General features: G+C 45.7%; 21 protein-coding genes and 1 tRNA gene. 19 read left to right on the forward strand and 3 right to left on the reverse strand.

What is annotated here, in order from left to right:
• Positions 1-2: 2 nt before the first annotated feature.
• The 13 genes from rpsD to BUR09_RS16765 all read left to right on the forward strand — a co-directional run bounded on the left by rpsD (position 3) and on the right by BUR09_RS16765 (position 12,587).
• Positions 3-629 (forward strand): 30S ribosomal protein S4, encoded by a 627-nt coding sequence (rpsD, locus tag BUR09_RS01480; protein ID WP_074215189.1) that lies wholly within the window; start codon positions 3-5, stop codon positions 627-629.
• A gap of 13 nt (positions 630-642) precedes the next feature.
• Positions 643-1,686 carry a DNA-directed RNA polymerase subunit alpha gene (locus BUR09_RS01485; RefSeq protein ID WP_074215190.1) on the forward strand — a complete coding sequence of 348 codons (1,044 nt, stop codon included), beginning with the start codon at positions 643-645 and terminating at the stop codon, positions 1,684-1,686.
• A complete protein-coding gene (gene rplQ / locus BUR09_RS01490; protein WP_074215191.1) occupies positions 1,676-2,131 on the forward strand; it encodes a 50S ribosomal protein L17 in 456 nt (151 codons plus the stop codon). The genes BUR09_RS01485 and rplQ overlap by 11 nt, the downstream gene beginning before the upstream one ends.
• Before the next feature lie 61 nt (positions 2,132-2,192).
• The gene (locus BUR09_RS01495; RefSeq protein WP_245796687.1) at positions 2,193-3,161 is read left to right on the forward strand and encodes a selenium metabolism-associated LysR family transcriptional regulator; all 969 of its coding nucleotides are present in this window, start codon (positions 2,193-2,195) and stop codon (positions 3,159-3,161) included.
• Positions 3,154-4,215, forward strand: a complete 1,062-nt coding sequence (gene selD / locus BUR09_RS01500; protein WP_084539281.1) for a selenide, water dikinase SelD — start codon at positions 3,154-3,156, stop codon at positions 4,213-4,215. The genes BUR09_RS01495 and selD overlap by 8 nt, the downstream gene beginning before the upstream one ends.
• A gap of 198 nt (positions 4,216-4,413) precedes the next feature.
• A tRNA-Leu gene (locus BUR09_RS01505) sits at positions 4,414-4,498 on the forward strand.
• A gap of 81 nt (positions 4,499-4,579) precedes the next feature.
• Positions 4,580-5,893 carry a trigger factor gene (gene tig / locus BUR09_RS01510; protein WP_074215194.1) on the forward strand — a complete coding sequence of 438 codons (1,314 nt, stop codon included), beginning with the start codon at positions 4,580-4,582 and terminating at the stop codon, positions 5,891-5,893.
• Between the two features lie 261 nt (positions 5,894-6,154).
• The gene (gene clpP, locus BUR09_RS01515) at positions 6,155-6,757 is read left to right on the forward strand and encodes an ATP-dependent Clp endopeptidase proteolytic subunit ClpP (protein ID WP_074215195.1); all 603 of its coding nucleotides are present in this window, start codon (positions 6,155-6,157) and stop codon (positions 6,755-6,757) included.
• Between the two features lie 11 nt (positions 6,758-6,768).
• A complete protein-coding gene (clpX, locus tag BUR09_RS01520; protein WP_074215196.1) occupies positions 6,769-8,019 on the forward strand; it encodes an ATP-dependent Clp protease ATP-binding subunit ClpX in 1,251 nt (416 codons plus the stop codon).
• Between the two features lie 154 nt (positions 8,020-8,173).
• Positions 8,174-10,642, forward strand: a complete 2,469-nt coding sequence (lon, locus tag BUR09_RS01525) for an endopeptidase La (RefSeq protein ID WP_074215197.1) — start codon at positions 8,174-8,176, stop codon at positions 10,640-10,642.
• 170 nt (positions 10,643-10,812) lie between these two features.
• Entirely contained in the window at positions 10,813-11,631 is an 819-nt protein-coding gene (locus tag BUR09_RS01530) for a FlgO family outer membrane protein (protein ID WP_074215198.1), read from the forward strand.
• 8 nt (positions 11,632-11,639) lie between these two features.
• Positions 11,640-11,933, forward strand: coding sequence for a hypothetical protein (locus tag BUR09_RS01535; protein ID WP_074215199.1), 294 nt, complete (start codon positions 11,640-11,642; stop codon positions 11,931-11,933).
• Between the two features lie 12 nt (positions 11,934-11,945).
• Complete coding sequence (locus BUR09_RS16765; RefSeq protein WP_074215200.1) at positions 11,946-12,587, forward strand: FlgO family outer membrane protein; 642 nt, start codon at positions 11,946-11,948, stop codon at positions 12,585-12,587.
• 69 nt (positions 12,588-12,656) lie between these two features.
• Here BUR09_RS16765 and BUR09_RS01545 read toward each other — a convergent pair whose 3' ends face one another.
• Genes BUR09_RS01545 through BUR09_RS01555 form a run of 3 tightly spaced genes read right to left on the reverse strand, consistent with a single transcriptional unit; the run spans position 12,657 to position 15,291 of the window.
• Positions 12,657-13,475, reverse strand: coding sequence for a metal ABC transporter permease (locus tag BUR09_RS01545; protein WP_074215201.1), 819 nt, complete (start codon positions 13,473-13,475; stop codon positions 12,657-12,659).
• Between the two features lie 5 nt (positions 13,476-13,480).
• Positions 13,481-14,302: a metal ABC transporter ATP-binding protein gene (locus tag BUR09_RS01550; protein WP_074215202.1), complete on the reverse strand. Its 822-nt coding sequence runs from the start codon at positions 14,300-14,302 to the stop codon at positions 13,481-13,483.
• A gap of 2 nt (positions 14,303-14,304) precedes the next feature.
• A complete protein-coding gene (locus BUR09_RS01555; protein WP_074215203.1) occupies positions 14,305-15,291 on the reverse strand; it encodes a metal ABC transporter solute-binding protein, Zn/Mn family in 987 nt (328 codons plus the stop codon).
• Positions 15,292-15,997: 706 nt separating this feature from the next.
• Between BUR09_RS01555 and ispG the strand changes: the two genes are divergently transcribed.
• The 6 genes from ispG to BUR09_RS01585 all read left to right on the forward strand — a co-directional run bounded on the left by ispG (position 15,998) and on the right by BUR09_RS01585 (position 22,458).
• Positions 15,998-17,077, forward strand: coding sequence for a flavodoxin-dependent (E)-4-hydroxy-3-methylbut-2-enyl-diphosphate synthase (ispG, locus tag BUR09_RS01560; RefSeq protein ID WP_074215204.1), 1,080 nt, complete (start codon positions 15,998-16,000; stop codon positions 17,075-17,077).
• Positions 17,078-17,079: 2 nt separating this feature from the next.
• Complete coding sequence (locus tag BUR09_RS01565; protein WP_074215205.1) at positions 17,080-18,807, forward strand: proline--tRNA ligase; 1,728 nt, start codon at positions 17,080-17,082, stop codon at positions 18,805-18,807.
• A 227-nt stretch (positions 18,808-19,034) separates the two neighbouring features.
• Complete coding sequence (gene xseA, locus BUR09_RS01570; RefSeq protein WP_074215206.1) at positions 19,035-20,435, forward strand: exodeoxyribonuclease VII large subunit; 1,401 nt, start codon at positions 19,035-19,037, stop codon at positions 20,433-20,435.
• Positions 20,432-21,289: a M23 family metallopeptidase gene (locus BUR09_RS01575; protein ID WP_074215207.1), complete on the forward strand. Its 858-nt coding sequence runs from the start codon at positions 20,432-20,434 to the stop codon at positions 21,287-21,289. The genes xseA and BUR09_RS01575 overlap by 4 nt, the downstream gene beginning before the upstream one ends.
• Positions 21,290-21,300: 11 nt before the next feature.
• A complete protein-coding gene (gene xseB, locus BUR09_RS01580; RefSeq protein ID WP_074215208.1) occupies positions 21,301-21,540 on the forward strand; it encodes an exodeoxyribonuclease VII small subunit in 240 nt (79 codons plus the stop codon).
• 18 nt (positions 21,541-21,558) lie between these two features.
• Entirely contained in the window at positions 21,559-22,458 is a 900-nt protein-coding gene (locus BUR09_RS01585) for a polyprenyl synthetase family protein (protein ID WP_074215762.1), read from the forward strand.
• Positions 22,459-22,512: the final 54 nt, after the last annotated feature.

Below are 22,512 nucleotides of genomic sequence, written 5' to 3' on the forward strand. Positions count from 1 at the left end.
TTTTGGCTAAATATAATGGTGCTAAGTGTCGTATTTGTCGACGCGAAGGTTCAAAGTTATTCCTGAAAGGCGATCGCTGTTACACTGATAAATGCGCATTTGACCGTCGTCCATACGCACCTGGACAGGCTGGTCGTGCTCGTAAAAAAGTAAGCGATTACGCAGTAATGCTGCGCGAAAAGCAGAAAGTTCGTCGTATGTACGGCATTCTCGAAAAGCAGTTCCGCAGCTACTTTAAAAAGGCTGACATGCAGAAAGGCGTTACTGGTGAAAACCTCCTCGCTCTTCTCGAACGTCGTCTTGACAACGTGGTTTACCGTCTCGGTTATGCTAACTCCCGTCAGCAGGCTCGTCAGATGGTTCGTCACGGCGTATTTACACTCAACAACCGTCAGGCAAACATTCCTTCTATGCAGGTGAAAGTTGGTGACGAAATCGTTGTTGTAGAAAAACATCGTAAAGATCCAGTTCTGGCGGAAGCTCAGGAAGTTATCGCTCGTCGCGGTTGTCCAAATTGGCTGGAAGTTGACGCCCCTAACTTCAAGGGTTCCGTTAAGGCTCTGCCTCAGCGCGAAGACATTCAGTTCCCAATTCAAGAACAGCTGATTGTCGAGCTCTACTCCAAATAAGCGGGTTTAAAGCATGCTCATCAAACAAGGCGACAGAACTATTAATACTCGCAACTGGTCTGAGTTGGTTAAACCGGACACCATTGCGCGTATCGGCGAAGGCAACACTCAGTACGGCAAGTTTGTATGCGAGCCTCTCGAACGTGGGTACGGTAACACTATCGGTAACTCATTGCGTCGAGTGTTACTTGCATCCCTTCAGGGCGCTGCCGCTGTTGCAGTAAAAATGTCTGGCGTACATCATGAGTTCACCACCATTGAAGGTGTACTTGAAGATGTTACTGACATTGTACTGAACCTTAAGTCAGTACGTTTTGCTATGGACACTGAAGAGCCTCAGCGTATTGAGTTCACAGTGAACAAGCAGGGCGCTGTAACCGCCGAAGCCATTCAGGGCAACCAGCACGTAATGGTTCTCAATCCGGAACAGCCATTGTTTACTCTGACCGAGGACAAAGAAGTTACCTTTGAACTCGAAATCAGAATGGGTAAGGGCTACGTGCCAGCTGACATGCACGAAGGACTTAGCGATGAGATTGGTCTTATCAAACTTGACGCAAGTTTTTCTCCAGTTCGCAAGGTTGCCTACACTGTTGAGCAGGCCCGTGTCGGCCAGATGACCAACTATGACAAGCTCATCCTCGAGGTTTGGACTGATGGTTCAGTTTCCCCTGAGGATGCCATTGCCTACAGTGCAAAGATCATTAAAGAACAGATCTCTGTTTTCATTAACTTCGACGAACGTATCTCTGAAGAAGAAAACGAACAGGCTGCTGCTGATAGCGGTCTGAACGAAAACCTCTTCAAAGGCATCGACGAGCTCGAACTTTCCGTTCGTGCTACTAACTGCCTGAAGAGTGCAAACGTTGCATTAGTTGGTGAACTTGTTCAGCGCACTGAATCTGAAATGCTTAAAACCAAAAACTTTGGCCGTAAGTCACTCGATGAAATCCGTCGTGTACTTGGCGAAATGGGTTTGGATTTCGGCATGCAAGTTGAAGGCTTTGAGAAGAAATACCAGGATTGGTTGAAGAGGAAGCAGCAAAATGAGGCATAGCAAATCTGGAAAGAAATTCAGCAGAACTCCTGCACATCGCAAGGCTATGTTCCGTAACATGGCGAAGTCTCTGCTGACTCATTACTCTCTTCGTACCACCGTGGTTAAAGCTAAAAGCCTGCGTGGCGTTGTTGAGCCCCTGATTACTCTTGCTAAACGCAATGATCTTCATGCTCGCCGTCAGGCTTACAAAGTTCTTGGTTCTCACCAGCTCGTTAAGGCTCTGTTCGATGAAATCGGACCGCTTTTCGAAGGTGTACCAGGCGGCTACACACGCGTTATTAAGCTCTCTACTCCACGTAAAGGCGATAACGCACCTATGGCTGTTATTGAACTTATCCGCAAGCCCGGTGTAGAAGAATCTGAGTCCGCAGCTCCTATGAGCAAGGAACAGAAAGACGAAGCAGTTAAACAGGCTGTAGAAGCTGCAACCGCAGCTGAATAATCTGTTATACTGAATCGCACTATGCATATCAAAGGCCGTTGTTTTACAACGGCCTTTTTTTATGTCTGTTGCAGTATTTTGTTTTTCGATGTATTCAATAGATATGATTGATTACAGAAAGTTAGAAGCGTTTTGTAAGGTTTATGAGTTGCAGAGTTTTTCCCGCGCAGGGAAAGACCTTTTTTTATCGCAACCGACTATAAGTGCTCATGTTTCAGCTCTTGAGTCTGAGTTAAACGTCCCGCTTTTGGATAGGATGGGGCGAACCGTTCTGCCTACAGAAGCGGGTACAATTCTGTATAAATATGCCAAGAAAGCTTTCTCGGCTCTTGATGCTGCCCGCGCTGAAATTGCACAGCTGCATGACGAGATTGCCGGTGAAATTATTATTGGTGGCAGTACAATACCTGCTCATTATCTATTACCACGAGTGATGGCTAAGTACATGTTGAAAAATACCAACGTGGACGTTTCGCTTAAAGTTGCAGATTCTGAGGCAGTTATTCAAATGCTGTCACAAGGTGAGCTTTCTGTCGGAGTGGTAGGTGCTTTTGAGAATGACCCTGAACTGACTTTCATCCCTATTGTTGATGATGAGTTGGTTGTTATCGCTTCACCTTCTTATGCTTCGATAAAAGAACCATTGTCTGCAGAAACATTGGCAGAGCATAGTTGGGTGATGCGTGAGCGTGGCTCAGGTACGAGAAAAACCTTTGCGAATGCTCTTGCCGAGCATAATGTTGATATCCGTTCACTTCCTTCTGTGGTTCAGGTTGAATCAACCAATGCGGTTATTCAATTTGTTAAGGCGGGAATGGGGTTATCTATTACTTCCAAGCTTGCAGTTTCGGCAGAGGTTGAGCGAGGAGATTTGGTAATTCTTCCCGTTTCAAACATGAAGCTTAAGCGTCAATTTTTCTGCGTTTATCACAATCGTCGTCATTATTTCCCTGCTATCCATAGCTTTATTCAATTTTTAAAGGATGAAACACGCTCTATGCGAGTTGATTCAGGTGCTGTGCATGACTAAGCCTACTGTTAAAATGGTAGATACTGTTAAAGCTGCTGGTTGAGCAGCGAAAATTTCTCCAGGGGACCTGGAGGAGATTTTACAGTCCCTGCCGCATGCTAGAGAGAATGAACAGGGTAGGGTGCTCACCGGTACAAGTAACAATGAGGATGCAGCAATACTGTCTTTTCCGGCAGGAAAGGCAATTGTGCAGACTCTTGATTTTTTTACTCCCATTGTGAACGATCCATATCGCTTCGGGCAAATTGCTGCAGCGAACTCGCTATCTGATGTTTATGCGATGGGTGGTACTCCCTGGTGCGCGATGAATATCGTATGCTTCCCGGTGAAAAGTATGTCCAAGGATATGCTGAGTGAAATTATTCGTGGTGGATACGATAAGATTGTCGAGGCAGGAGCAGTGCTTGCGGGGGGACACAGTGTCGAGGATGCAGAAATCAAATACGGATTGTCTGTAACAGGCTATGTTGAGCCGGATGCATATACATCCAATGCTGGTTTGCAGCAGGGAGACGTGCTTATTCTTACTAAACCTGTAGGTACCGGTGTCCTTGCTACTGGTGTAAAAGCCAGTTGGGATGGCTGTGAAGAAATGGAAGAGCTTCTGTATAGCTGGGCTGCAAGATTGAACAATGTTGGTGGCGAGCTTATTCAAAAAATGAAGTTGAAAGCAGCGACGGATGTTACAGGTTTTGGACTGGGCGGGCATCTTGTTGAAATGGCACAAGCATCAAAAGCACTTGTAGCTATTGACTCTGAGGCCATTCCTGTGCTTGATAAGGCGCTTGAGCTGGCAAGTATGGGACTAGTGCCGGAAGGTAGCCACGCAAATAAACAGCATTGTAAAAATGCAACAGAAGTTGCTGAGGGTGTTGACTCTTTGCGGGTTGATCTTATATTTGACGCTCAGACATCAGGTGGGCTGGTCTTGGCAGTTCCTGAAGAGCGTGTCGAAGAGGCCGTTTCTTTCCTTACAGAACGGGGCGAGATGGCTGCTGTGATCGGCAAGGTGTTAAAAAGCGGTACAGAATGCGGAACGTTACTAATCAGATAGTAATAATGAGGCAAGAAGGTTTGTAAGTACCTTCATCTACTTAGAGCTTTTTTTCACAAGAAATGCAAAAAATCGCATTTTAATGCTTGAACTCTGTGCGCAGCAATGGTAAATGTCTGCGCCTTCGACATGTTACCAACCAAGCAAACAAGAACATACAAATTTTTGTTTCGGTAAATGTCATACATATGAATGAATGCGAGAGTGGCGGAATTGGTAGACGCACCAGATTTAGGATCTGGCGGTTAATCCCGTGAGAGTTCGAGTCTCTCCTTTCGCACCATATATTTCTATCCGGTACTTAACATCGTTGATGGCCGGAGAATTTTTCTAATTTTCCACTGGACAAGAAGGAGCGTGTGCCATGGAATATAAAGTAGAAGATCTGTCTCCGGTTAAGAAACAGATTAATATTACTGTTCCTGTGGACGAGGTTAATGCTGCACTTGCTGCAACAATCGCAATGTACCGTACCAACGTAGACCTCAAAGGTTTCCGTAAAGGTAAAGTACCTTCCAGCGTAATCGAAGGTCGCTTCAAGAAAGAAGTTTATTCTGAAGCAACTCAGGACCTCGTTAACGTACACATCAACGAAGTAATCGGTCAGGGTGAATTCTCTCCGGTTTCCCGTATTGACTTCGACGGCGGCGAACTCGTTCGTGATGAAGAGTTCACTTACGCTATCTCCTTTGAAGTAATGCCTGAGTTTGACCTTCCAAACTACGAAGGTATTGATGTTGAAGAAGAAAAAGTTGTTGTAGACGAAACAGAAGTTGACGAAGTAATCGACCGTATCCGTGGCAACATGGCGGAAACTGTAGCAGTTGCTGAAACTCGCGCTGCGAAAGACGGTGAAATTGCTGTAATCGACTTTGCTGCTTACGAAAACGGTGAGCCTGTTGAAGGTGTATCCGCAGAAAACTTCCAGATGACTCTTGGCGACAAGCAGGCTCTCGAAGATTTCGAAGCCCTCGTTAAAACAATCACTGTTGGTGAGTCCGGTGAAGGCGAAGTTACCTTCCCTGAAGACTTCATCAATCCTGAGTTTGCAGGTAAATCTGTAACCATGAAAGTGACTGTACACGCTATTCAGGAGAAAAAACTTCCTGAACTCAACGACGAACTCGCTAAGAAAGCTGGTGGTTTCGATTCCGTTGAAAAAATGCGTGAAGCTGTAGTAGAATCCTACAAAAGCAGCCGCAATCAGCTCAACAAATCTCAGGCTCAGAAAACCATGCTTGATACCCTCTTGAAAACTGTTGAATTTCCTCTTCCAGATTCTATGGTTGACGGTCATGTTGACAGCCTTATTCAGGAACGCATCGAACGTCTCGAGCGTCAGGGTAAGTCTATTGAATCTCTTGGTAAAACTCCTGAAGAGCTTCGCGCAGAAGTTCGTCCAGAAGCAGAAGAGATTGCAAAAACTCAGGTTTTCCTTATCTCAGTAGCTAAGAAAGAAGGCGTTGAAGTAACTGACCAGGAAGTTGATATGCAGCTTCACCAGATCGCAATGCGTGCAGGTCAGGAATTCCACGTAGTTAAAGATTACTACTCCAAAAACAACCTTCTCTTCAGCCTTCGTGACCGTCTCCTCGCTGACAAAGCTATGGACGCAATCTACGAAAAAGCTAACGTTACTGAAGTTGAGCCAAAGAAAGAAGAAGAAAAAGAAGACTAAGCTTTCTCTTTCCTTTCTTCAGACTTTACAATCTAAACGGGGCGGCATATATGCTTGCCCCGTTTTTTGCTTTATATTGCAAGTTATCACAAATTGAGTCTCTTTGCTTCTTGAGCAGTTGGGTCAACTTCTGCTAGGTTGCTATAAGTCCGTTTGTTTGGACGGGTGGTACGCGTCAGTTATATATAATGCGTACATTCGCTGCCCTTTCTTTTTCCAAGCCTACAACACATACTTTTTTACCACTGTTAGGAGTGCGTTATGGCAGTGCCTATTGTTATTGAAACCACCGGTCGGTCTGAACGTGCCTACGATATTTACTCCCGTTTGCTTAAAGACCGGATTATTCTCCTTGGAACTCCAATTGACGATCAGATCGCTTCTTTGATTTGCGCTCAGCTCCTGTTCCTGGAATCAGAGAATCCTGAAAAAGAAATTTACATGTACATTAACTCTCCCGGCGGCTCTGTAACCGCAGGGATGGCAATTTACGATACCATGCAGTACATTTCTGCGCCTGTTGCGACGCTGTGCATGGGACAAGCTGCAAGCATGGGCGCATTGCTGCTCGCTGCCGGTGCTGAAGGCAAACGTTTTTCTTTGCCTCATAGCCGTATAATGATCCATCAGCCTCTTGGTGGAATTCAGGGGCAGGCAACGGATATTGATATCCACGCTAAAGAAATTTTGCGGTTGAAAGACTCCTTGAACGGTATTCTTGCTCATCACACAGGCAAGGCGATTGAAACCGTTGTGGAACATACAGAACGTGATTACTTCATGGGTGCGGAGCAAGCTAAGGACTTCGGCATTATCGACGAAATCCTCGTATCCCGTAATGACATTCTCAAAAACGAGAAGTAGTGGAATAGCCTATGGATAAAAACTCTATCGAACAAAACGAAGAGCTCAATTGCACTTTCTGTGGCAAGAGTCAGGAGCAGGTTGCTCGACTTATCGCAGGTCCGGAAGTCTACATTTGTGACGAGTGTATCGCTCTTTGTAACGAAATTATCGCGCAGGAAGGCGCTGAAGTCACTGAAGATGACGGTAAGCTACTTACTCCTGAGGAAATTAAAAGTAAGCTCGACGAGTATGTTATCGGGCAGCATCAGGCAAAGAAAATTTTGTCTGTAGCTGTACACAACCACTACAAGCGTGTGTTCTATGAGCATAAGCTTGGTGATGTTGAGCTTGAAAAAAGTAACATTCTTCTTGCTGGTCCTTCCGGTAGTGGTAAGACCTTGCTTGCAAAGACCTTGGCGCGCACTCTCAACGTTCCATTTGCCATTGCTGATGCAACGACCCTTACTGAGGCTGGATATGTTGGTGAAGACGTAGAGAACATTCTTGTGCAGCTTTTGCAGAATGCTGATTACGACATTGAAGCCGCTTCCAAAGGCATTATCTACATTGATGAGATCGATAAGATCTCCCGTAAAGGTGACGGACCATCCATCACCCGTGACGTATCCGGTGAAGGTGTACAGCAGGCACTGCTTAAAATTATTGAAGGTACAGTAGCAAACATTCCTCCTAAAGGTGGCCGTAAGCATCCACAGCAGGAGTTTATCCGCATGGATACGTCCAATATCCTGTTTATTGTCGGTGGTGCGTTCATTGGTCTTGATAAGATCATTGAAAACCGCATGAGCGGCAAGGCAATGGGCTTTGGTGCAAAGATTACCTCCAAGGAAGATTTGTCTTACACTTCTTTGCTGACGCAGGTACAGCCGAACGATCTTGTTAAGTTCGGTCTGATTCCTGAATTTATTGGTCGTATTCCTGTAATTACTTGTGTTGAAGAACTCGGTGAAGATGACCTCGTACGCATTCTAACTGAGCCTAAAAACGCACTTGTTCGTCAGTACCAGAAACTCTTTGAATTCGACAAAGTTTCATTACGCATTACCACAAATGCCCTTAAGGCTATTGCTCGTCAGGCAATTGACCGTAAGACCGGTGCGAGGGGGCTGCGTAACGTTATGGAAACTATAATGCTCGAGATTATGTACCACCTTCCTTCCCTCAAAGGGGTTAAGGAGTGTGTTGTAAACAGAGCGGTAGTTGAAGAAGGAAAAGAGCCAATGCTCATTTATGAGAATGAGGCGAAAACGGCATCCTAATCAGGTAGTTATCAAAATGCATCACATGTATTTGTGATGCATTTTGAGTATATTCAGCTGAAGCAATTGACAATTCGGCACCGAGACTTAACTATCTCGTTGTGCCTCTTGTCTTCCTTGCGGAAGAGTGCATGGCACGAAACGAGGAGGATATATGACTGAGATTGGATCAAGCGACGAGAAGCGCCTTGCTACCATTCAACTCCCACTGATGTCCCTGCGGGAAGTAGTAATGTTCCCGCGTTCGATTATTCCTTTGTTTGTAGGTCGTGAGGCCTCCATCAAAGCTATCGAGCATGCAATTGCTGATAGCAGTAAAGAAATCTTTCTTGTAGCTCAGCGTGAGCCGGAAATGGAAGTGCCGGAAGCAGAGGACCTGTTTGAGGTTGGTACTGTTTCTAAGGTGCTTCAGATGCTCAGACTGCCTGACGGTACGATAAAAGTCTTGTTTGAAGGTTTGTATCGTGCTCGTTGGACATCTGCCGGTGTTGAAAAGCTTGAGGTGGAAGAAGAGGGCGAAGAAGAAGTTTCTTTTGTTCTCGCCAACGTAACTCCTGTAGAAGAAAATGACATTGAGGGTACAGAGGCAGAAGCGCTTGCCCGTGCTTGTCATGAATCTCTGGAAGAATACGCAAAAATTAATAAAAAACTTGCTCAGGAAACTCTGCTTGCTATCAACGCTGTAAGCTCTGTTGGCAAACTGGCTGATGCCATTATGCCGCACCTTAAAGTTGATTATCGTGTGAAGCAGGAAGTGCTTGAGCTTACAGATCCTGTTCAGCGACTTGAGAAAGTATATGAGCTTCTTCAAGGTGAAATTGCGATTACATCTATGGAAAAACGCATTAAAAACCGCGTTAAGCATCAGATGGAACGTAACCAGAAGGAGTACTACCTCAACGAGCAGATTAAGGCGATCAATAAAGAAATGGGTCGTGATGACGATCCGCAGGAAGAACTTAACGAGCTTGAAGCTAAGCTACGCAGCAAAGATATGCCTGACGAAGCCCGTGATCGCGGCTTGCGTGAGCTTAAAAAGTTGCGTGGTATGCCTGCATCTTCTGCAGAATACACCGTAGTCCGTAACTACATTGACTGGATTGTAGATCTTCCTTGGAACAAGCTGAAAGAGACTCCGATTGATATCGACGGAGCACGTTCTATTTTGGATGAAGACCACTTTGGTCTTGAAAAGCCTAAAGAACGTATCTTGGAGTTCCTCGCAGTACAGAAGCTTGCAACCAAGTTGAAAGGTCCTATTCTCTGTCTTGTAGGCCCTCCGGGTGTTGGTAAAACTTCACTTGCACGTTCTATTGCACGCGCAACTAACCGTGAGTTTGTTCGTCTGTCTCTTGGCGGCGTGCGTGACGAAGCGGAAGTGCGTGGTCATAGACGTACTTACGTTGGTGCATTACCGGGTAAAATTATTCAGTCTCTCAAGCGAGTAGAGTTCAATAACCCGCTCTTCTGTCTTGATGAAATTGATAAAATGAGCACTGATTTTAGAGGTGACCCTTCCGCGGCGCTTCTTGAGGTGCTTGATCCGGAACAGAATGGCACCTTTAATGATCATTACCTTGATCTGGACTACGATCTGTCTCAGGTATTTTTCATTACGACAGCCAACAGTTTGCAGTCTATTCCGCTTCCACTTCAGGACAGAATGGAAATTATTCAGTTGCCTGGCTACCTTGAAACTGAGAAGAAGCGCATCGCTCGTGACTTCCTGCTGCCAAAACAAATTGACCAGCACGGTATCAAGAACGAAAACCTGCGCATGTCTGATAATGTAATTATGGATATTATCCGTTACTACACTCGTGAAGCTGGTGTACGTAGCCTTGAGCGCGAAATTGCATCTATTTGCCGTAAAGCAGCTATGCGTGTGGTAGAAGCGGATGATATGGATAAAGTGATTTCCATTACCACTCAGAATCTTCCTAACATGCTTGGTGTTAAAAAATACCGTTATGGTGAGCGGGAAGATGAAGCACAGGTTGGCGTAACTACAGGACTTGCATGGACTGAACTTGGCGGTGAACTGCTGCTGGTTGAAACTGCAATTATGCCGGGTTCCGGCAAGGTTTCTACTACCGGTAAGCTTGGTGAGGTTATGACTGAGTCTGCACAGGCAGCTCTTTCATATATCCGCTCTCGCTCCAGTTTGTTTGGTTTGAAGCCGAACTTCCATAAGGGCATCGACATTCATGTTCACGTACCGGAAGGCGCAACTCCTAAGGATGGACCTTCTGCCGGTATTACCCTGTGTACCTCAATGGTATCTGCTCTTCTGGGTATTCCTGTACGGAATGATATTGCGATGACCGGTGAGATTACGTTGCGTGGTCGCGTACTGCCAATCGGCGGTTTACGTGAAAAGCTTCTGGCTGCTCGACGCGGACTTATTACCACAGTGCTTATTCCAAAAGATAATGAAAAAGATCTTAAGGATATTCCAGCAGACGTTCTTAAAGGTATGACAATTGTTCCTGTTGAGAATGTCGATGAAGTGCTCCCGTACGCACTTAACTCTGCGGAGCTTTATCAGGGAAAGTCGCAGACTAGAGAGTTACTAGACTCTCTGAAGATTTGCGAACCTGAAGCAACACAAGTTACGCATTAAGCATGTGTATTGAATATGTACTTAAAAAGACCGTCCAATGGGCGGTCTTTTTTTTGCTCTGTTAACCTATGATATTCTATTTAAGTTTTCCTGCCTGACGCCGATAGTGAATGTAACTCGGTAAACAATGAACGTACCTTAACTAGTACGAACTGATATGGAGGACTGGCATGTCTAATGCTTTTCGCAGCGTAGGTATAGCGCTCTTGGTTATTATGGTTGGTGTCCCGCAGGTATGGGCAGAAGAACAACCACCGCAGAAGGTCTATGGTGCTGTTGAGAGCATGGTTCCTGAATCGGCAGATGCTACTTATCAGGAAGACACATCACTGACTTCCGTTACGACCGTTGTTAATTATGATAACGGGGTAATGCTTCCGGATGGAACTGGTGGCATGCTGTGGCGTAAAGGTAATGTTCAGTCAGATATTCCAGCTGTTGATAATGCTCGCGAAGTAAAGCTTAAAGTTCGTGAACTTGCAGATCAGCTATTAACTGATCTTGACTGGGAGATTTTTAAGAATGCAAGCATTCTTCCAGTCACTTTTGTAGAGCAGGATGACTTTGAACGAAGCTCAGCGTTCGGTCGTTATATTACAGAAGCACTTATTTATGAATTCAACCAGCGTAATGTGCCTGTAAAAGAATATCGTATTGGTAATGAGATTAAAGGACGCAAGGGTGAGGGTGAGTTTATGCTGACTCGTAACCATCGTACTTACGTCAAAAATAGACAGTCCTTGGCTATTGTCGGTACTTACTACCAAGTAAAAGGCAATGTTTTTGTGAATGCCCGTATGGTGCGTGTCTCAGACAACGCTGTATTACGCACAGCGCAGCTTGTGTTCCGACAGACTGATGTTGTTCGTAGAATGCTGGCAGATACTGGGCCTAAATTAAGTTCAGGATATGTTTCAATGCGTGACTTTGAAACTATGACCAGAGCAAATGACCTGACAGCCATCGATCTTGGTGAAGACCTGCATTAGGAGTTGATATGAAACGTGTTTTAATACTCATAGCGATGGTTGCACTTTCAGGCTGTGCGCTGAAAAGCAAAAAGCCGGTGGCAGTGCAGCGCCCTGCAGAATACAAGGTCGTAGCGTCCCCTTACAGCAGTAATTCTATGCAAAACTTATATATTGGCAGACAGTATGTCGCACAACAGCGGTATGAACTCGCAAGAGAGCATTTCCTGCTTGCGTTGGCGTCTGCTGAACATGAAAACATGCGTGAGCAGCTTGTTTCAGAGATTACAGCTGTGAATCGCTTACTCGAAACACTTCGGTAGAGGGAGGCCAAAATGATTCGTTGTATTTTTACCGCACTGGTGATGTTTGTGTGCCTGTTGCTTCCTTTTGCCGCTTCAGCTGGAACATATGAAGACTATATGGCAGCAAAACAAAAACAGGCTGAGGCCACAAAGCCAGCTATAAGAAAGACTATCCCTGTCGTTGCAGACACTCTTGCAGCACAGTTAGATGCCCAGCTGCGTCAGAAGCTTGATTTGGATGAAGGTGATGTAGAGGGCTACGGTGTCATTGTAACTACTCCGGTAGCACTTGAGGATTTGGAAGAAACCAGCTCTCTTGCTCGACAGATGAGTGAAGAGGTTTCTCGCTGGCTTGTAAATTCCGGTTACAACGTGCAGGAAATTCGCAAAAGTCGCTCTGTTCTTTTTGAGCCACGCGGTGGAGAATTTGTTCTGAGCCGTCGTACCCATGTGCTTGCTAACGAAAACGTTCGTGCAACCATCATTGTTACAGGTACCTACACACAGACTTTGAATCGTGTACGATTTAATATGCGCTTTATTCATGCACCAACAAACGAGGTGCTTGCCATGGCAACTCAGACCTTGCCGTTGAACGCTGAAATGCGGCTGCTTACTGCAAGCAGTAACGACAACCGAGGAGTTCTCCCTAGTGTTGGCACTAGCTTCTAAGTTATCCGACCTGAAGTGAAAGAAAAGCCCCTGTACATTTTGTGCAGGGGCTTTATTTGTGGTGTATTGCTATGTCTTGCTGGCACGATAGTTATGGAATTGTTCAATTCCAACTACTGCGAAGAAGGTGGCTGAAGCAACAGCAATGATGCTCGCGCCGGAGGTTAGGTTGAACCAGTATGCTAGTCCTAGTCCGAGGGTGCAGAATACCATGCTCCAAAAGACAGCAGTTCCCATCATCCAAGCAAGGTTGCGTGCTTTACGTTCTGCAATAAATGGCGGGATGGTCAGCAGGGCGATAACAAGAATAAGTCCTACTACGCGGATGATCATAACAATTGATAATGCAGCCATACATACGAGCACTGTGTGAAGGATAGAGGCAGGCAAGCCACGGGATTCGGCATACTCGGCATCAAATGAAATACTGAGCAGACCGGGGTAGGCCAGAATTGTTGTACCTAGAATGAATATATCCATCCCGAACATGAGCCATAAGTCAGACGCGGATACTGTGAGAATAGAGCCGAAAAGAAAGCTCATAAGATCGACGTTATACCCCGGTGTAAGATCTATGAGAATGATACCAAAGGCCATACCAGCTGCCCAAAGCACTCCTATGACAGTGTCTGCTTTTTCTTTATATTTTCTGGCGATAGTGGACATGGCAACGGACGAACCAAGCGTAAAGCCAAGTGTGCATGGGAGCACTGGCAGTCCCCAGAAAAACGCCAGACCTACCCCACCGTAAGCTGCGTGTGCAACTCCACCTGCAAGAAAAACAAGGCGGTTAAGGACGATCAGAGTACCGACAATGCCACATGCAATGGATGCCAGCAAAGAGGCTGCAATAGCGTTTTGCATGAAGGGGAGTGTGAGTATGTCCATTTCACTTACTCCTCGGTGTCAGGAAAGTTGATGTTTTTTGTAAACGGCTTGAATGAGAGTATCTGAGGTACATTGTTCATAAAAGCCCCCATCGGACAGGTACTGTCGTGTGTTCCATATAGATGGGCAAGGAAGTCCGGAGAAAAATCTTTTCCTTCGTGATACTTCAGGTCTTGGTTCACAACGGCAATGCCGGTAAACGGTGAAGCTGCGATGGAAATGTCATGGCTAACCACAATGGTTGTAATGTTATCTGGAAGACCTGCGAGAAATTCGTAGAAGCAGAATTTACCGCTTGGGTCAAAGTTCGAAGTCGGTTCATCCAGAAGCAGCAATCTGGGGTCAGACATAAGAGCTCTAGCAACAATAACTCGCTGACGTTGTCCGCCGGAAAGGTTGTGCAGTTTTTCTTTTTCTAGTCCAACAAGGCCAACTTTTTTTAATGCCTCAACAGCTTTTTTCTCATTATGCTGACGCTCTTTTCGCGAAAATGAGATCAGTAAGGGACTGGTAATTGCGCCCATCATGACAATATCAAGTAGTGTGGCTGGAAACAGGTCTTTAGTAGTAGCGTACTGTGGAACATATCCGATGTATCGTATGCTTTCCGATGGCTTTCTTCCAAAGACCTTGATGTTGCCAGATTGTGGTGTAAGAAGGCCTAAAATGCATTTCAACAGGGTAGTTTTTCCTCCACCGTTAGGACCTAAGATTGCAATGTACGCACCTTGCGGCACTGTAAAGTTTAGATTTTCCAATACAGTGACATGTGAGGCATTAGGGTATGCGTAGGTAAGTCCTGATATGTCGATGGCTGGTTGATTCATAGCTATTCACAAAGGATAAAAGATGCTGCGAGCTTTTTAGAAACGTCGCGTAAATTTTCTTCCCAGTTTTCGGCAAGTGGGTCGGCAGTTACAACAGAGCCGTTTATTGAACCTGCAATGGCTTTTGCGCTCGCTTGCGAGAATTGTGGCTGCACAAATATTGTCCGAAGATTTCGTTTTTTTGCAATAGCTGTGATTTGTTCAAGATCCTTAGGAGACGGAGCCTTACCTTCGAACTCAATTGGAATCTGGATGAGGTTGTATGTCATGGCATAGTATCCCCATGAAGGGTGGAAAGTCATAAAGACACGTTGTTCTGCTGGAATAGCCTTAAAGATTGCGTGAATGTCTTTGTCCAGAGCGTCCAATCGTTTTGTGAAACGGCGTGTATTGATACGGTATTGCGTGGCGTGATGTGGTGCCACCTTGGTGAGGGCAAGACGTGTTGGCTTTGCCATAGCTTTTACCCAGCGGGGAGATAACCATATGTGCGGGTCGAGCATGCCTTCATGATTATGAACTTGCTTCTTCTGGTCGTGGGCTGAGGCGTGCGCATCGTGCTCGGCTTTAGAGTTTCTGAAGTTAAGCAAAAGAGCACCACGTGGATTGGTGTCGACTTCTATTGCATTGGAAGTCATAGGGAGCTTGCGGAGAGTCTTGTCTATGTAGATAACTGCGAGATCAGGATTGGTGGCTTTGATGCGTGGAAGCCAGGTGCGTTCAAAAGGTACTCCGATGGCAAGGTACATATCAGCTTTTGCAAGCATAGTCATTTGCCGTGGCAGTGGTTCATAGGTGGCAGGGCTTGCACCGGGCTTAACCATAACCTCTACTTGAACAGTGTCACCGGCGATTTGTTCCACAAAATATTTTTGCGGGAGAATGCTGACAAAGACAACAGGCTTTTGAGCCAGCGCGGTGCTTGATAACGGGGCAGTAACTAGAAGCGTGAGAAAAAGAAGGGCTAGTGCTTTTTTATATAACTGCATGGTGGTTCTCTTTACTGTGTCTGAAGTTAAAAAGTTTGGTGATACAGAGAGTTAGCATATTGTAACGTATTTTTTGAGCACAAGGCAATGCAGGTTCGGAACCTATAATCTTAAAATTTATGAGAGAAATACGCGTAGCATCATAATAGTGACCTCACTGTGTTACTTTGCAGTTGGGGATTCTTAGGGATAGGTCGCACTCACAGTAGTAGTCAGTGAAATGACAAAATAACGTATCTTCCTTATTAGATATTTAGTCTATCTGCGAATGTTTTTGAGAATGACATTCACTCCTGTTTTGTCAATACAAAATCAGCTTACCATTCCTCTTGGCTTGCTATATGAAATGCAGTAATGAGAATGGATTGTTTTTGAAACATTCATGGGGAAATTTAGGATAGAAAAGCAGAGTTCGTAAGTAGAATAGTTGTTTTTTGGTAAGCCGTTATGTTTCTGCATTAGAGTGAGTAATCGCGTTAGCTTGATGTTGTTTTCAGGTTGCGTCTGCGTAAGACAAAAAAAGAGCGGTAAGAATCTGTTTGTCGCGTAGTATCTTTTTTTTTGGGATTGCAGCGGATTGTAAGATTGAGAATTTATATAAGTGTAACCGATAGCTACTCTTTAAAGCGCAGGCAGGAATATGCATAGGCGAAACAGCGTATTAGTTTTTTGAACGACTCTGCATAGTAAGGAGTAAAAGGAAGCTATGTCCTTAGAAAGAAGAAAGACTCGTGAAGTGACCGTAGGGGCACTTAAAATCGGTAGTGAGCATCCTGTAGTTGTGCAGAGCATGACAAACACAGATACTCGCGACGTAGAGTCAACCGTTGCTCAGATTGAGGAGCTTGTAGCAGCTGGGTGTGAGCTGGTACGTGTTGCTGTTCTTGATGAGCAGGCTGCATGGGCAATTTCCCGAATCAAGGATCAGATTTCTATTCCACTTATTGCTGATATTCACTTTGACCACAGGTTGGCAATTAAGTCTTTGGAGGCCGGTGTAGATGCATTACGTATTAACCCGGGTAACATTGGCGGTGAGAAAAATGTGGATAAAGTAGTGGACGCTGCTAAAGCACACAATGCAGCTATCAGAGTCGGCGTTAACAGCGGCTCTGTAGAAAGGGCATTATTGGACAAGTTTGGTGGTCCGACTCCTGAAGCCATGGTAGAAAGTGCGATGCAGCACGTTGCCATGCTTGAAAAGCGTAAATTTTATAACACCAAGATTTCTTTGAAGTCTTCTTCTGTTCTGCATACCATTGACTCTTACAGACTGCTTGCAGAGAAGTGTGATTACCCGCTGCATATTGGTGTGACAGAAGCTGGTACGCTGTTGCGTGGTGCCATAAAATCTTCAGTAGGTCTTGGTGTATTGCTCTGGCAGGGCATTGGTGATACTTTGCGCGTTTCCCTGACGGACGATCCTGTTCAGGAAATGACTGTCGCCTGGGAACTCTTACGTTCTCTCGGTTTGCGTCATCGTGGACCGGAGATTATTTCCTGTCCCACCTGCGGTAGAACCGAAATTGGCCTTATTAATCTTGTTGAAGTCGTAGAAAAACGCCTTGAAGGCGTTGTCGACCCTATCAAAGTAGCTGTAATGGGCTGCGTTGTTAACGGGCCGGGCGAGGCTCGGGAGGCTGATATTGGTATTGCCGGTGGCAGAGACAAAGGTATTATTTTCCGTAAAGGAAAAGTTATTAGAACGGTAAAAGGCGGAGCAAACTTGCTTAACGCCTTTATGGAAGAATTAGATAAATTTCTTATAGAACGAAATAAAGGATAGCTATGCGCTGGAGTCGTTTCTACATTCCTACGCTTAAGGAAGCACCAGCTGACGCAGAAGTTGTCAGCCATAAATTGCTTACCCGTGCGGGTATGATTCGTAAACTTACATCCGGTATCTACACATACATGCCGCTTGGTTTACGTTCCATCACTAAAGCTTCTGCTATTGTCCGTGAAGAAATGGACAAAGCAGGTGGTAACGAAGTGAGCATGCCAATGGTGCAGCCTGCCGATTTGTGGCAGGAATCTGGACGCTGGGACTTTTATGGTAAAGAATTACTTCGCCTGAAAGACCGTCACAACCGTGATTACTGTCTTGGCCCGACACACGAAGAAGTTATTACTGATATCGTGCGCGGCGAAGTACGTTCCTACCGTCAGCTGCCTATGAATCTTTACCAGATTCAGACTAAGTTCCGCGATGAGGTTCGCCCTCGTTTCGGTCTTATGCGTGGTCGTGAATTCATCATGAAAGATGCTTACTCTTTCGATAAAGATCAGGCAGGTCTCGATGAAAGCTATGACGCAATGTATGCAGCATACAATGCCATCTTCTCCCGTATGGGACTTGAGTTCCGTCCGGTAGAAGCAGACAGCGGCTCCATCGGCGGCAGCTTCTCTCACGAATTTATGGTGCTTGCAGAAACAGGTGAAGATACCATCGTAGTATGTGATTCCTGTTCCTACGCAGCAAACGTAGAACGTGCAGAGATTTTATGTTCAGGTGAAGAGTGCGCAGCGCTTGAAACCCCAATGGAAGAAGTTTCAACCCCGAATGCACGCACCATTGAAGAAGTTTCCAGCTTCCTTAATGCTCCTGCAACTGCATTTGTTAAGACTCTTCTTTTTGATGCAGACGGTGAGCCTGTTGCAGCGCTTGTTCGTGGCGACAGAGAGCTTAACGATGTTAAACTCAAGAACCTGCTTCAGGCAGACACTCTTGAGATGGCAACACCTGAGCAGGTTCGCGAATGGACCGGTGCTCCAGTAGGTTTCGCAGGCCCTGTGAAACTCAACGTTAAGCGTATTTATGCAGATAATGAGCTGCGTTTTGCGACTGACTGGATTGTTGGTGCAAACAAAGCTGACGCGCACCTCAAGCACGTTTGTCTGAAGCGTGATGTTGAGCTTACCGGTTACGCAGACCTTCGCGTTATCACCGAAAATGACGTATGTCCTAAGTGTGGCAAAGAAATTAGCCTCCCTAAAGGCATCGAAGTTGGTCACGTTTTCAAACTCGGTACTAAGTACTCAGAATCTCTTGGTTGTACTTTCCTTGATGAGAACGGCAAAGAGCAGGTAATGCTCATGGGTTGTTACGGTATTGGTGTTTCTCGTGTTGTTGCTGCTTGTATTGAGCAGAACCACGACGAGAACGGTATCTGCTTCCCGCCTCCGATTGCTCCATTTGAAGCGCTTGTTGTAAACCTCGACATTAAGAGTGACGAAGTTAATGACAAAGTAGACGAGATCTACACCTTCCTGAAAGAGCAGGGCATTGACGTGCTTGTGGATGATCGTAAAGAGCGTCCGGGGGTTAAGTTCAAAGATGCGGACCTCATCGGCATCCCAATGCAGCTTGTTGTTGGTGGCCGCGGTCTTAAAAATGGCATCATTGAAGCTAAAGACCGTCGTACAGGTGAGAAAACAGAACTTCCAGTTGAAGGCTTCATTGAAGCATTTAAAGAGTGGAAAGAAAAAGTATACGCAGGATGGAACATCGGTTAGTCAACCGTTCCTGTCTACTGGGTATTTCTCTGTATATTACTTGCGCAGTAATAAAAGTGAATACACGGTAGCTGTTACCTGAGTAAAATATGATGCTCCTGTTGCGCATGCACGCAACAGGAGCGTTTTTCTAGCATTCGTGTAGAATGGTAAGCGTCTCACCTAATCGGTGATGCGGATGTAAGGCAGGTTCTGCCCGTCGAGACTTGCCGGAGGCAAACTACGGAATGAGTCAGATTTTAACAGTCAGAGAATTAACAGACGCCCTCAAGAAGACCATTGAGGGTGCGTTTCCGTTTGTGTGGGTGCGCGGTCAGGTTTCTAACCTTTCGCGTCCTGCTTCCGGTCACTTATATTTCTCTCTCAAGGACACAGATGCTGTGCTGAACTGTGTCTGGTTTAAGGGGAACCAACGCGGCGATGAGCGGTTCGATCCCCTTACCGGTGAAGTTTTTGAAGATGGACCGAGACCCTGCCTTGCCCGTACCATGCAGAATGGTTCGGAGATTATGTGTGCTGGCAGATTGAATGTGTACCCTCCGCGCGGCAGCTATCAGCTTGTTGTTGAGCTTGCACAGGATGTGGGGCTTGGTAAGCTCTTTATGGAATTTGAAGAACTGAAGAAAAAGCTGAGCGCAAGAGGTTTCTTCGACTCCACGCGCAAGCGTTCTCTGCCGTACCATCCTGAAAAGGTTGCTGTAATTACCGCTCCTTCAGGTGCAGCTATTCAGGACTTTTTACGTATCTCTGCTACCCGTGGCTGGGGTACCCATATTAGAATTTATCCGGCCTTGGTGCAGGGAGATCTTGCAGCAGGGCAGTTAGCAGCGCAGATGGATAGAATTAATGCTGAAGGATGGGCGGATGTTATAGTGCTCATTCGTGGCGGCGGTTCTATTGAGGACTTGTGGGCGTTTAATGATGAAACGCTTGCTGAGAAAATTTTTGGTTCCAGAATACCTGTTATTGCCGGTGTGGGGCATGAAGTAGATACGACGATTGCTGATATGACAGCAGATGTCCGTGCTGCGACCCCAAGCCATGTTGCCCAGCTGCTATGGCCTGAACGCTCCATGTTGATTCAGTCTCTGGATGAATTGGAGATTCGCTTAGCTCGCAGAATAGAGCAGCAGTTGGGTGCAAAAGAGCATAGTCTGACCACGTTGGAACGTGGGCTGGGGTGGTTGTCTCCTGTGCAGCGCTTGAAACGGCTGGATGAGCAGTTTGTTGGGCTTACTGAGCGTCTTGAAAGAGCTGTTGTTCTGAAACTTGAAAACGCTGAACGGGCCGTGACATACGGTGAAGAGCGGATAAAGCGTGCTTTCGGTGAAGATTCGATCAACTACCAGTTGCAGAAGGTGCAGAGCTTAAAGAGTCGTTTACAATGGGCTGGGGATGGAATGCTTGCAACGGCTGAACGCACACTTGATCGTTTTTCTATCATGCTAGAAAGTCTTGATCCTCGAAAGCCTTTGGAGAGAGGATACAGTTTAGTTCAAAAGGCTGATGGTACATTTGTCCGTAGCGTTGATGATGTCGCCAAGGGTGAGCATTTGAATGTGATGGTGGCGGACGGTTCTGTTGGTGTTCAAGTTGAAACTGTGGAAAAGAATGGGAGTGATGAATGATTCGTCGTACTATCTTATTGATCTGTTTTGTTCTGCTCAGTGTTGTTCCTGCATTGGGAGCACTACGCATTGATTTGCCTGAACATGCCATGAACGGCAGAGCGTTTTTAGTTACAGTACACACAAACGCTCAGGCTCCTGTTTGTTTGAAGTGGAACAATACAGAAATTTCCGTAAGTTGTGTGAAAGATAGTGACGGGTACCGGGGTGTTGCATTGTTGGCGCTGCCTCGTGATTTTTCAGAAAAGACTCTGCAAGTTTCTGCAGTAGAAGAAACAGCTGCGGGGACTAATATTGTGACTCGTACAATTCCGGTGCAGCATAAAAAATATCGAGAGCAGCATCTTAATGTAGATAGGAAATACGTTGAGTTAAGTAAAAAGAGTCTGGATCGACATTATGCAGAGCGGGCAACTGTTCGCAGTATGATGACATCTCTTGCGGCAGAGCGAAAGTGGGATGCTGATTTTCTTCGTCCTGTTCCGGGAGGCGTAAGTAGTGAATTTGGTGTTCAACGGTTCTTTAATGGTAAGCCACGTAAGGCACATAGTGGTATTGATCTGCGCGGCAAAAAAGGGACATCAATTAAGGCATGTGCAGACGGTGTTGTACGAATAGCCGCTTCACATTTTTTCTCCGGTGAATCAATATATATTGATCACGGGCAAGGCGTTGTCAGTATGTACTTTCACATGTCAAAATTGCTTGTACGTGAAGGGGAAACTGTTAAGAAAGGGCAGGTCATTGGTCAGGTTGGTTCCACAGGTCGTGTAACTGGTCCACACCTGCATTTTGGCTTGAATGTTTCAGGCGTAGCCGTTGATCCTATTCCGCTTTTTACAGCGAAGAAATAAGAGAGTTACTCATGGCAGCAAAAAAGAAAAATTTTGAAGCGCAGCTAAAGCGGCTTCAGGCTATCGTTGAGTCTTTAGAAACAGGTGAGCTTGCTTTGGAAAAAAGTGTGGCATTGTACAAGGAAGGAATGACCCTTTCTAAAGAATGTCGTACTCAGCTTGAAAATGCGCGCAATGAGATTCGTCTTTTTACAGAAGAAGGCGAGGTTCCGTTCGAAGAAGAAACAGCAGCTGCTACCACAGCAGACTAGGTGGAATATACGATGACTATGATGAGTGTGCAGGAGTTTAAATCTGCACTGAAGACTGAGGCTGCATCTGTTGAAGAATTTCTTTCTACCTGTTTGCATAACAGAAATATTCCTCAGCGCTTACTTGATTCAATGGAATATAGTCTGCTTGCTGGCGGCAAACGTTTGCGTCCTGTGTTGTGCCTTTTCGTTGCGGCTATGTTTGGCGCAAACAAAGAGCATGTAATGCCGTTTGCTTCTGCTATTGAATGTATTCACTCTTACTCTCTTGTGCATGATGATCTGCCAGCGATGGACGATGATGATTTGCGTCGTGGAAAGCCTTCCAACCACAAGGCTTTTGACGAAGCAACTGCAATTCTTGCAGGTGACGGTCTGTTAACAGAAGCTTTTGTCTTGATGACAGAGACAGCGGAGCATATTTCTGCAGCTTCCGTGTTGGCAGCTATTAATACAATGGCAGTTGCGGCGGGCTCTGGCGGTATGGTCGGTGGCCAGCAGCTTGATATGGCTTTTACCGGTCGTGATAATGTCTCTCTTGAAGAATTACAGACAATGCACGCAATGAAAACAGGCGCGCTTATTCGATGCTCATGTGAGTGTGGTGCAATTTTGGGTGGAGCCAGTGCTGAAGATCTCGAACGCATTCGTACGTATGGTGCAAACATCGGTGCAGCGTTCCAGATTGTAGATGACATTTTAGACGAAACTGGAACTGAAGAAGAACTTGGTAAGCCTGTAGGCAGTGATATTGAACAGGGTAAAAACACTTACCCAAGCATGCTTGGTATCGAAAAAAGCCGCGAGCTGGCTCAGCAACTTGTTGATAATGCAGTAGAACAGCTTGCAGGGGGCGACGGTGCAGAAGCACAGTTTTTGCGTAAGCTTGCCCAGTACATTGTTGACAGAGTTTCATAAAGAGTACACTACCTTTGTCTGCAACGGTTTGAAGCTTCATTCCTAACTAATAGC

The sequence above is a fragment of the Halodesulfovibrio marinisediminis DSM 17456 genome, assembly GCF_900129975.1.
GTDB lineage: Bacteria > Desulfobacterota > Desulfovibrionia > Desulfovibrionales > Desulfovibrionaceae > Halodesulfovibrio > Halodesulfovibrio marinisediminis.

Bases quoted from the DNA above. Each gene is read 5' to 3' on its own strand.
- BUR09_RS01485 (WP_074215190.1), top strand. From the start codon at position 643: ATGCTCATCAAACAAGGCGACAGAACTATTAATACTCGCAACTGGTCT.
- rplQ (WP_074215191.1), top strand. From the start codon at position 1,676: ATGAGGCATAGCAAATCTGGAAAGAAATTCAGCAGAACTCCTGCACAT.
- BUR09_RS01495 (WP_245796687.1), top strand. From the start codon at position 2,193: ATGTCTGTTGCAGTATTTTGTTTTTCGATGTATTCAATAGATATGATT.
- tig (WP_074215194.1), top strand. From the start codon at position 4,580: ATGGAATATAAAGTAGAAGATCTGTCTCCGGTTAAGAAACAGATTAAT.
- clpP (WP_074215195.1), top strand. From the start codon at position 6,155: ATGGCAGTGCCTATTGTTATTGAAACCACCGGTCGGTCTGAACGTGCC.
- clpX (WP_074215196.1), top strand. From the start codon at position 6,769: ATGGATAAAAACTCTATCGAACAAAACGAAGAGCTCAATTGCACTTTC.
- lon (WP_074215197.1), top strand. From the start codon at position 8,174: ATGACTGAGATTGGATCAAGCGACGAGAAGCGCCTTGCTACCATTCAA.
- BUR09_RS01530 (WP_074215198.1), top strand. From the start codon at position 10,813: ATGTCTAATGCTTTTCGCAGCGTAGGTATAGCGCTCTTGGTTATTATG.
- BUR09_RS01535 (WP_074215199.1), top strand. From the start codon at position 11,640: ATGAAACGTGTTTTAATACTCATAGCGATGGTTGCACTTTCAGGCTGT.
- BUR09_RS16765 (WP_074215200.1), top strand. From the start codon at position 11,946: ATGATTCGTTGTATTTTTACCGCACTGGTGATGTTTGTGTGCCTGTTG.
- BUR09_RS01545 (WP_074215201.1), bottom strand. From the start codon at position 13,475: ATGGACATACTCACACTCCCCTTCATGCAAAACGCTATTGCAGCCTCT.
- BUR09_RS01550 (WP_074215202.1), bottom strand. From the start codon at position 14,302: ATGAATCAACCAGCCATCGACATATCAGGACTTACCTACGCATACCCT.
- BUR09_RS01555 (WP_074215203.1), bottom strand. From the start codon at position 15,291: ATGCAGTTATATAAAAAAGCACTAGCCCTTCTTTTTCTCACGCTTCTA.
- ispG (WP_074215204.1), top strand. From the start codon at position 15,998: ATGTCCTTAGAAAGAAGAAAGACTCGTGAAGTGACCGTAGGGGCACTT.
- BUR09_RS01565 (WP_074215205.1), top strand. From the start codon at position 17,080: ATGCGCTGGAGTCGTTTCTACATTCCTACGCTTAAGGAAGCACCAGCT.
- xseA (WP_074215206.1), top strand. From the start codon at position 19,035: ATGAGTCAGATTTTAACAGTCAGAGAATTAACAGACGCCCTCAAGAAG.
- BUR09_RS01575 (WP_074215207.1), top strand. From the start codon at position 20,432: ATGATTCGTCGTACTATCTTATTGATCTGTTTTGTTCTGCTCAGTGTT.
- xseB (WP_074215208.1), top strand. From the start codon at position 21,301: ATGGCAGCAAAAAAGAAAAATTTTGAAGCGCAGCTAAAGCGGCTTCAG.
- BUR09_RS01585 (WP_074215762.1), top strand. From the start codon at position 21,559: ATGATGAGTGTGCAGGAGTTTAAATCTGCACTGAAGACTGAGGCTGCA.